This is a genomic window from Myxococcus sp. CA039A, assembly GCF_013336645.1.
Classification (GTDB): Bacteria; Myxococcota; Myxococcia; order Myxococcales; family Myxococcaceae; genus Myxococcus; species Myxococcus llanfairpwllgwyngyllgogerychwyrndrobwllllantysiliogogogochensis.
In genome coordinates, this window is the sequence record NZ_JABUMQ010000386.1 from 1 (window position 1) to 9,487 (window position 9,487).

The 9,487-nt window shown below is 71.1% G+C and carries 6 protein-coding genes and 1 pseudogene; 3 read left to right on the plus strand and 4 right to left on the minus strand.

Annotated features, from left to right (window positions below; all coding sequences use genetic code 11):
• Positions 1-2,464 (minus strand): annotated as a pseudogene (locus tag HR086_RS40705) (hypothetical protein); the annotation flags it as partial.
• 2,182 nt (positions 2,465-4,646) lie between these two features.
• Here HR086_RS40705 and HR086_RS40710 point away from each other — a divergent pair.
• Positions 4,647-4,859 carry a hypothetical protein gene (locus HR086_RS40710; protein ID WP_174468298.1) on the plus strand — a complete coding sequence of 71 codons (213 nt, stop codon included), beginning with the start codon at positions 4,647-4,649 and terminating at the stop codon, positions 4,857-4,859.
• Positions 4,860-5,198: 339 nt separating this feature from the next.
• Entirely contained in the window at positions 5,199-5,645 is a 447-nt protein-coding gene (locus HR086_RS40715) for a glycosyltransferase (RefSeq protein WP_174454878.1), read from the plus strand.
• Here the strand turns inward: HR086_RS40715 and HR086_RS40720 are convergent.
• On the minus strand, positions 5,596-6,516 hold the full coding sequence (locus HR086_RS40720; protein WP_174468299.1) for an RluA family pseudouridine synthase: 921 nt from the start codon (positions 6,514-6,516) through the stop codon (positions 5,596-5,598). The genes HR086_RS40715 and HR086_RS40720 overlap by 50 nt on opposite strands.
• Before the next feature lie 174 nt (positions 6,517-6,690).
• On the opposite strand from HR086_RS40720, the gene HR086_RS40725 reads away from it, so the two are divergent.
• Positions 6,691-8,211: a peptidase M3 gene (locus tag HR086_RS40725; protein WP_174468300.1), complete on the plus strand. Its 1,521-nt coding sequence runs from the start codon at positions 6,691-6,693 to the stop codon at positions 8,209-8,211.
• 18 nt (positions 8,212-8,229) lie between these two features.
• On the opposite strand, the gene HR086_RS40730 is transcribed toward HR086_RS40725, so the two are convergent.
• Positions 8,230-8,574 (minus strand): hypothetical protein, encoded by a 345-nt coding sequence (locus HR086_RS40730; protein ID WP_141646503.1) that lies wholly within the window; start codon positions 8,572-8,574, stop codon positions 8,230-8,232.
• Positions 8,575-8,720: 146 nt separating this feature from the next.
• On the minus strand, positions 8,721-9,248 hold the full coding sequence (locus HR086_RS40735; RefSeq protein WP_141646490.1) for a hypothetical protein: 528 nt from the start codon (positions 9,246-9,248) through the stop codon (positions 8,721-8,723).
• Between the last annotated feature and the right edge of the window lie 239 nt (positions 9,249-9,487).

The following is a 9,487-nucleotide window of genomic DNA, read 5'->3' on the forward strand; positions in this document are numbered from 1 at the left end:
CGGGGACATTCGCGCCGAAGGCCACCGTCGACCCCGACGGCGCGGGTCTGTCGAGCTCCGGGCCCAATGAGCCCAGTGGATCCTCGCGCGACTCTTGCGCGCGACCCGGTGGGCGCGCGGGTTTCTCGGTGCGCGCGGCGGGCTTCTCGGCGCGCGCTCCCGTGGCTCCGGCAGGTGCCGGATTCTCGGCGCGTACGGAGGGTTTCTCGGTGCGCGCTCCCGTGGCTCCGGCAGGTGCCGGATTCTCGGCGTGGTCGCCCTCGGCCCGGGCAGCTGCGGGCTTCTCGGTACGTACGGCGGGCTTCTCGGCGCGCGCTCCCGTGGCCCCAGCAGGTGCGGGCTTCTCGGCGCGTGCGCCATCGGCCCGAGAAGACGCAGGCCTCTCGGCGCGGGAACTGGACGCGACGGGCTGCTCGGCGCGTGCGCCGGACCCGACGGGCTGCTCGGTGCGTTCGCCGGACGAGGCAGGCTTCTCGGCGCGTCCGCCAGACGCGGCGTTCTTCTCGATGCGTTCACCGGACGCGACAGGCTGCTCGCCGCGTGCACCAGACGCGGCGGGCTTCTCGGCGCGAACACCCTCGGCCCGGGCAGGTGCTGCCCTCTCACCCCGGGCGCTCGCTGCATCACTTTGCGCGGCAGCTGCACTCACAGGCGCCGCCAACCTCGCGCCTTGCTCAGCGACAGCCCCCGACGCGGAGGAAGTGCCAGAAGGCGGCGGCGACTTCTCCGGGCGCGCTCCTCCTGCACTGCCCTGCGCAGTGGCTCCGCCTGTGAGCACAGGCCCCTTCTCACCGCGCGCGACCGAAGCGCCTTGCCCTCCAGATGGCGATCCGCCCCGCTCCTCGCGAGCGTCGGACGCGCCACCTCGAGCAGAAACGGCCCCTTGAGGAATCGTCGCCTTCTCCTGCCGCTGAGCCGCGCCCGGTCCCTTGTCCCCGCGCGCCGCCGATACACTCGCAGCCACGGAGGCTTGTGAGGCGCCGCCCTTCTCACCACGCGGCGCCGGCGAACGCTCCGAGCCTTCCACCGCGGCCCCACCAGGAGAAACACTGGGGTCGGAGGTCGACGTAATTTCTTCGGACAAGTCATCGCGCCCGGCCGCGACGAGAGACGTCGTCGCCACGGGCAACGGAACGAGCGGTGACTTGGGTCCGCTCGGCTCACGGCGAGGTGTCGCGCTGCGAGGAGGCTCGGGGGGAGCCACCTCCCGCTCCTCACGCGCGAGCCTCAGCCCTTCCGCGCGCCTTGCATAGACCTGCGCGCGCTCGGGATTCCGGAGCGATTCACGCCACATCCGCGCCAGCCTGTCCCAGGTCTGCTCGCGTTCGAGTTCGTCCTCCGTCGCGGTGGCCGCATTCTCGAGCGCCCAGGCCGCCTCACCCTTGTTGTCGCGCGCCAGCAGGCGCTCCACGAGCAGCAGCCACGCTTCCTTGTGCCCTGGCTCGAAGCGCACCGCCTGACGCAGCTCGTTCAGCGCGGCCTCGCTGTCTCCCGACGACTCCAGCGTGGCCACCAACTCCAGGCGGGACTGCCGCGCGACGGGCCCTCGCGACTCTCGCGCAATCTGGGCGCGAAGAAGCTGCCCGAGCGCCGCCATGTCCCCCAACTCTCGCGCGAGCCACAGGAGCCGCTCACGGGCCTGCTCACTGTCGGGAATCTCGATGAGCACCTCGCCCCAGGCCCACTGAGCCAGGCGCGAATCATCGAGCTGTTCCTCCGCCGTACGCGCGAGCACCCGGAGCGCCTCCGCGCGGTCAGCCGCCCGACGCGGCGTGGCGGCGAGCACCGAGCGAAGGCGTGTCGCGATGACTGAGCGCTCCGCGTCCTCGACACACAGCAGCAGGCCCGCGAGCGCGGGAATCAGCCCCGGCACAAGCGCCTCCGAGGCCTCGAAATCCGCGCGGGCCTTCTGCGGCTCCCCCATGTGGAGCCAGCGCTCTCCTCGGGTCAGCAGGGCCGTGGCGCGTGCGCGGCCTGTCTTCGCATGCTGAATCGCCTCATCGAGCGCACGCCGAACCAGCGAGGCGTCATCACGCGAGGCCAGCAACCGGACCTGCTCACGCAGCGCGGCCCGGTCACCGGTCAGTTCGACGATCTCCCGGTACATGCGCGCCGCGCCAGCGGGGTCCTGGAGCTCGGTCTCCATCACCTCCGCGAGCCGCGTCAGCGCCTCCGCCCGCGCCACGGGGTCCTTCGCGCGGTCCGCGCGCTTGAGGTACAGCTGGGCCAGTTCACGCCAGGCCCGACGCGCGACGAACTGCGCCTCCAGCTTCTGCGAACGCGCCAGTTCCTCCGCGTCCTCGCCAGGAGTGGACTCCACGGGCCCAGGTCGCCCCGTTCGGGACGGCGGCACGGTGGCGGGGCTGCCCATGTTCCGGGGCACGGGCTCCGCGCGGACCGGTGCCGACATACCGGGCGGTGCGCCGCCCAGTGCGGCGAAGAGGTCGGCGAGAGGAACCTCCATCGTCTCCGAACGCGGAGCCTCTTCAGCTCTCGTGATGGATGGCGCTGGCTGCGTCCTGGAGCGAGCGGGCTCCGTGCCCACCGGGTGCAGCACGGGGGGCGGGCTCGCGAAGGCAGGCTTCCCCTTCGAGGAGCGGCCTGGGCTTCCAGCAGCGGAGCGCGCCGGTGGTGGCGCTTCCTGCGGGGGAACATCCCAGGGGAAAGACAGGTCTTCGACCCTGACGGCCGGCATCTCCACCTGGGTCTTCGCGCGGAGGTCGGCTTCGGTCGGGGACTCGTCCGCCAGGGCCTGAGTGGACCCAGGGGCCGCATCCGCCGGAGGAGCAGCCTCATCGCTCGACGCGGCACGAGACGACGAAGCCATCTCGTCAGTCAGGTTCGTGCTTGCCGGGGACGGACTTGAGGAAGCCCCCGTGTCAGCGCGGCCCGCGATGGACTCGGCATCGAGAGGCAGAGCCAACGCATCGGTCCGACTCACGCTCGGCTCGGCTCCGATGGGCGAAGCCGTCGGAACGGTCAACTCCAAGCTCGACGCGACCTGTGTCGAGGCGTGTCCCAGGCGAGGATGGGCAGCGCTTGATGCAGTACGGGCTGGCGAAGCGACTGAGTCCGTCGGCTTCGCACCCGCCACGACCTGATGCTCGGATTGCCCTACCCCGGCGCGTGCCTTCGTTCCGACGGCCGCACTACTCGATGAGGTTGAGGAAGCCACCTCGGACAGAGAGGCTTCCACTTCACTCAGCCCGGCACTCGATGCGGCTCCGGTCGGCAAGGCGTCCGCGCCACTCTGACTGGTTGAAGCCGCCTTGTTGGGCGGAGCCCCCAAATCGCGAGTTCCAGTTGAAGCCGACTCGCTCGGAAGAGCCTCTGCGCCACTCTGCCTGGTTGATGCCGCCTTGTTGGGAAGGGCCTCCTCATCGAGAGGCCCAGTTGCAGCAGCTTTGTTGGGCGAGGCATCCACGCCGCTGGGCCCAGTTAAAGCCATCTCGCTCGGTAGAGGCGCCGCACCACTCTGTCCGGCTGAAGCCACGTCGCTCGATAGAGGCGCTGCGCCTCTTTGCCCAGGTGAAGCCAGCTCGCTCGCCAGGGGCGCTGCGCCACTCGGCCCGGCTGAAGCCACTTCGCTCGTCAGAGTCGCTGCGCCACTCGGCCCAGGTGAAACCAACTTATTGGGCGAAGCCGCTGCGTCGCTGGTCCCTGTTGAAGCCTGCTTGTTGGGCGTCGCCGCTGCGTCGCTGGCCCCTGTTGAAGCCTGCTTGCTGGGCGTAGCCGCTATGTCGCTGGGTGCTGTTGAAGCCGCCTTGTTGCGCGAGACCTCTGCGTCGCTGAGCCCAGTTGACGCTACGTCGCTCGGCAAAACTTCCGCGTCACCCGGTCCACTCAGGGCTCCGTTGTTCGACGGGTCCTTCGAGAAGTCTGCCGCAGCACGCGGGACTGCGTTGCTCGATGTAGCCGCCTCGTCACCTTGCCCAGCACGAGGAGCCTGTTCGGTCGGCAACGTCCCCGTGCGGCTCCCCCCCGCGATTGAATCCGCCTCGTTCGGGGGAGCCTCTTTGTCGAGCCGCCCCATCCCCGGAGCCGCATTCGTCAACGCACCCGACGCATCACTCCCCGCCACGCCTCGCACAGCTCCGGGACCTGCGTCCCTCGACAACGACAGCTCCGCCGAAGCCTCCGTGGCGGGAGCGTGAACCACCCCACTCGCCGCAGCCTCCGACTTCGCGCGTGATGGCGCGGAGTCCACGGACAACAAGCCGCTGTCGCGCAACCCCTGCTCCGAGGACTCTTGCCCCGACGAGGCCCCCGCGCTCGGCACCGACTCGGTCGGGTCCACATCCCACGGCACCACCGGCGCACTCGCCGACGACGTGGGCGCCTGCACGGAACGCGCTGAAGACGCATCCTCCAGCGACACGGCCTCCGCCGCGCGCGGCACCACGGTGGTCGGAGCCTCCGACATGCTTCCAACCTCGGGAGGCTCTCCCCGACCGGAGCCCACTCCAGGCGACGCCCCCACCATCGACAACCCGAGGGGCGGGCCCTCCACCTGGAACTGCACCCGCGCCAGCTCCATCGTGAGCGTACGCGGCAGCGAAACCACGGCAGGCGGACCCGACGTCGCACCCGTGACGTCGACCACCGTCGCCGCGTGGTAGTCGACCTCGTCCTCTTCCCAGACCGCCATGGCCTGCACGCCCGACTTCTTCGTGGGCAGCTTCTCCAGCACCGCGCTCGTCGGCGACGGTGCGCGCCCTCCGCTCACCCCACCCCTGGCGCGGAGCACCTCGAGGACCCGCCGCGCGCGGCGCTCCTCGGGGAACTCCCCCACCAGGGCCTCCAGCACCAAGACCGCTCGGGGCGCCTGGTTCGTCTTGCGCAACACCCGCGCGAGCTGACGCCGTACGGCGCGACGCACCTCGGCGGATGCGGTGGCGGGAACGGAATCCAGCAACCCGATGGCCACAGCCTCGACACCCGCGAGTCGCGCGAAGCGAACGAGCCCCGCGGCCAGGCGCGGCGACATGGGAAGGGTCCGGCCGGCTTTCTCCAGCTCCTCGAAGGCCCGCGAGGGCGCACCTTCGCGCAGCCAGCGCACAGCGGCACCAAGGTGGCGAGCCACCCCGACTTCCGCATCGTCCGTCGACCCGACCTCGAGCATGCCGGTTCGCGGCACCTCCTGTCGGACGGCCGCGGGCTCCGGCGTGCCGGCGTCCTTGCCGTTTCTCACGCCACCCATGGGTGCGGCAGTCTACACAACGACGGCCATCCCGGTTGTCACCGTCATTCTTCCCGCTCGAAATGCCGAGGCCCCCGTGGCCCGAGCGACGGCGAGCCTCCTGAAAGGCACTCTCCAGGACCTTCGGCTGCCTGCTGTCGACGGTGGCTCGGCGGGCACCCTCACCGTCCTGGCGGGACTGGCCGCCCACGACCCAGGGATGGAGCAACTTGACGGCGGCGGCCCAGGTCTGGTGGCGGACCTGAACCGGGCGCTCCGGGAAGCCCTCGACCTCGCCCGGATGGATGCGGACGACGACGCCCTCCCCCACCGCCTGATGCCAGGTGTGGCCGCCCTGGAGGCCGAGCCCGACCTGCCCCGTGTGGCCCGGCCGGACGAAACCCCGGTGAGCCCCTTCACTTCTCGGGCACGGTCCCCTGGGGAACCGCGACGCCCACGAGGGTGAAGAAGCGGAGCAGGTCCTCGGGCACCAGAGCCTCCACTCGCAGCGGCGTTCCCGTGCGCGGATGCGCCAGCTCCAGCGCCTGCGCATGCAACAGGCAGCGGGCCGCGTCGACGCCTCCCGCCCGCTCCGCGCCGCCATAGCGCGAGTCCCCGAGAATGGGCGCGCCAAGCGCCGTCAGGTGCGCCCGCAGCTGGTGCGTGCGTCCCGTCTGGGGCAACAGCTCCACCACACAGAACTCCGGCCCCGCGTACAGCGTGCGGAAGTGCGTCAGCGCGGGCACGCCGTTCGCCGCGCGAGTCGCTCGCCAGCGCCCCGGACGCGACGGGTCCTTCGACAACGGCAGGTCCACCGTCCCCGACGCGGGCAGCCCAGGGCCAGTGGCCGCCACGTAGCGCTTGCGCGCCCGGCCCTCCCGGAACTCCGCCGCCAGCGCCGACGTCGCCTGGGGCGTCTTGCCGAACACCGTGACTCCCGAAGTCTCCCGGTCCAACCGGTGCACCAGTCCCGCCTCGCGTCCCAGGTAGCCACTCACCTGGTCCACCAGGCTGCCTCCCACGCGCGCCTCCGTGGGCTGCGCGGGGAGCCCCGGTGGCTTGTCCACGGCGAGGATCTCCGCGTCCTCATGCAACACGCGGAACGTGGGGGCGTCGGGGGCCTTCTCCAGCGGGCTCTGCCCTCCCTCCTCCAGCACCACCGCCACCACCTGCCCGGGGGACAGCCGCGCCTTCACGTCCCGGCAGCGCCGCCCGGCCACGTACACGGCGCCCACCTCCACCAGCCCACGCGCCTGCTCCACGGGCAAGCCGAGCTCCGCGGCCACCGCCTCCACCACCGCCCGCGCGCCTTCCGCCCGGAATGTCCGACGCTTCACGGCCCACCTCACACGCGTCCAATGCCGGGCTGCTCGCTACAGAAAGGCACGGCGAACCACAAGCCGGAGCCTGCTCGCTCGCTGGGATTCACCTGTCCTCCAGGGGCCAACAAGCGACGGAGCATCCCACCCTCGGCCCTTTGTGCCCGCCAGCCCTGGTACGGTCCGCGCCCCATGGACCGCCCCCTACACGCCGTCCGCACACGGCTGGACGATTTCCTCGCCGAGCTGGCCACCCTTCAGTACCGGCATGGTGCCGGCCTCGCGCGAGAGCTTCCCATCGCGAGCCTCCACGCCTCCTTCCCGGAGCTGTCCGCCCCGGACACCTTCGTCGCCGCCAGCGAGGCGCTCGCCAAGGCCCGAGCCAAGAACGACGTCCTCGCCGCCCGCCGCATCCAACTTGTGCGCGAGCTGGTGGCCACCCAGGTGGAAGAGGCCCTCGCCGCCCGTGCCGCCCAGGCCATGGCGACCGTGGAAGCCAACGCGGTGCTCAACGTCGACGACGAGTCCTTCAACTTCTCCGGGGCCATGGGGCGACTCCCCCACGAACCGAATCGTGCCCGCCGCGCCGGCCTGGAGCGCGCCGTCGGCAACTACCTCTGGGAACACCGAAGCCCCTATGGCGACCGTCGCGAAGCCGCCCTGCTCACCGCCGAGCGACTGGGTGCCCAGGACTATCCGTCCCTGCGCGAGGACGTCACCGGCATCGCCTACGCGAAGCTCGCCGAGGCCGCCGAGCAGACGCTGAAGCGCACCGAGGACGCCTACCGCGACGTGCTCACCTACGTGCTCAAGAAGACCGACCCGCAGCTGCGGCCCCTGCCCGGTGGTGACGCGCGTCGACATGACGTCCAGGCCGCGCTCCAGGCCCCGTGGCTGGACGAACACTTCCGCCGCGAGGATGCGTGGTCCGCGGTGCGCCAGTGGATGGGCGAGTGGGGCTTCACGCCCAACGCTGGGGGCCGCATCCACCTGGACGAGGAGGACCGCCCTGGCAAGTCACCCCGCCCCTTCGTCGTCACCATCCGCGTGCCGGACGACATCCGGCTGGTGCTCCAGCCGCGCGGCGGACTCGATGCCGTGGGCAGCCTGCTCCACGAGCTGGGCCACGCCCACCACCGCGCGCATGTCGCGGAGGACCTGCCCATGGAGCTGCGCCGCCTGGGCGACGCGGCCGTGACGGAAGCGCACGCCGCCGTCTTCGAGCGACTGCTGCTGTCCTCCGATTGGCTCAAGCGCTACCTGGGCCTCGCCACGATGCTCGCGCGCGACACCGCGCGGATGGCCGCGTTCCAGTCGCTCAGCGTGCTGCGCCGCCACTGCGCGAAGCTGTCCTACGAGCTGTCGCTCTGCAGGAAGGGCCCGTCCACCGAGCGCGCCGACGAGTACGCCGACGGCCAGCGCCGCGCCCTCTTCGCGGAGCCACATCCCGGGTTCTACCTGTACGACGTGGACCCCCAGCTCTACGTGGCGCACTACCTGCGAGCCTGGGCCCTGGAGGCCCGACTCACCACGCGCCTCACCGAGCGCTTCAACGAGGACTTCTGGAGGAACCCGAACGCCGCCACCTGGCTGAAGGGGCTGTACGCTCGGGGTGGAACGGATGACGCGGAAGGACTGGCCACGGAGGTGTCGGGCACGCCGCTGGCATTGCCCGAGGCGGGGGAGCGCCTCGTGGCCATCCTCAACCGGTAGTGGTGGCTGCGCGAGCGACTACTTCTTCTTGCGCAGCGCCCGGACGATCTTGTCCTTCGTCGGGTTGGCGGCCGTCTCGCGAGCACGGGGTGCTTCGGGCGCCGCCGCCTTGGTGGCCGGCGTCTTGGCCGCGGCGCGCGCGCGCATGGCCTTCATCAACTGCATCTCGATGACGAGCAGCTCGTCGCCCAGCTCTTCGTTGTCACCGGCAGCGCGCGGAAGCGGGGCTCGCGTGCTGGAAGCGCCGGCGCCATGCCGCATGCGCAGCGCCTTCTCCTCCTCGGCCGTGAGCGTGCGCGTCTTCTCCAGCGCCGCCTTGACCTCCTTGGCCGTCACCGTGCTACTCCCGACCTTGCGCTCCATCTCCGCTCCCTTGTTGTGCAGTCCGCTGAACATCCGAGCATGTCGGACGCGTCCGAGCCGCAACCGTCGGGGATTGTAGAGGACGCAAGAGTTGGCGCAAATTTTCTTCCAACAGGTCGCTCCCGCCCTGTAGCGCCAGAGGGTGCCTACAGGTGCATTCCCAGTCCCAGGAACGCGGTGGAGAGCGCCTGGCGCCGCCCGGAAAAGGGAGACCCGCTGGCGGAGAAGTTCTGGTAGCGGGCCTGGGCGGACAGGAAAAGCCGGCGTCCCAGCTCCACGTCCATTCCCCCGCACAGCTCCGGCCCCAATTGGAGAACACGCGGCGGCTCCTCCCCTTCCCGGCCGTGGGACACCAGGAGGCTCACCCCCAGCCCCAGGTACGGGCGGACCCGGCGTGCTTCGGGAATCGTGATTCGCAGGGACATGGGGGTCGCCTCGGTGAGCCGGCGGTTGGAGGCCACGTGTCCGCCCACCTCCAGGAGGGACTGCTCCCGGCGATAGCTCCAGGCCAGCCCGGCGCTGTAGCCCACCTCCCGCCGCCCGTCCGGGTCCTTCAGGACGAACGCCCCCACCGGGAACACGGTGACGCCCAGACTGCGAGAAGGAGGCTCCGCCCTCGCGAGCGGCGTGACGAGCCCGCACAGGCACAGGAGCAGGAGGCGGAGACAGCGCATGGGCCCGGGGAGAGCAAGGCACACGCCACCCGGAAACCCGCGTGAATCCAGGGGCTTGAGAGGCGCGTTGGCGCCCCTGCCACGGGTGTCCGGGCGATGGGGTCAGGGCAGGCGGCCTGGCTCGGACGACCCGCGCGCCTGGCTCCCATGACTCGCTTGTCCGGCTCGAAGGAGGCCTCCTCGGGAGGAGGCCCACTCGTTCAACGGACGACGCCTCCGGGGCCGCTCCGGGAGGACGC

Coding starts and splice junctions, on each gene's coding strand:
- HR086_RS40725 (WP_174468300.1), top strand. CDS start 6,691: ATGGACCGCCCCCTACACGCCGTCCGCACACGGCTGGACGATTTCCTC.
- HR086_RS40710 (WP_174468298.1), top strand. CDS start 4,647: ATGGCCTGCACGCCCGACTTCTTCGTGGGCAGCTTCTCCAGCACCGCG.
- HR086_RS40730 (WP_141646503.1), bottom strand. CDS start 8,574: ATGGAGCGCAAGGTCGGGAGTAGCACGGTGACGGCCAAGGAGGTCAAG.
- HR086_RS40735 (WP_141646490.1), bottom strand. CDS start 9,248: ATGCGCTGTCTCCGCCTCCTGCTCCTGTGCCTGTGCGGGCTCGTCACG.
- HR086_RS40715 (WP_174454878.1), top strand. CDS start 5,199: ATGGGTGCGGCAGTCTACACAACGACGGCCATCCCGGTTGTCACCGTC.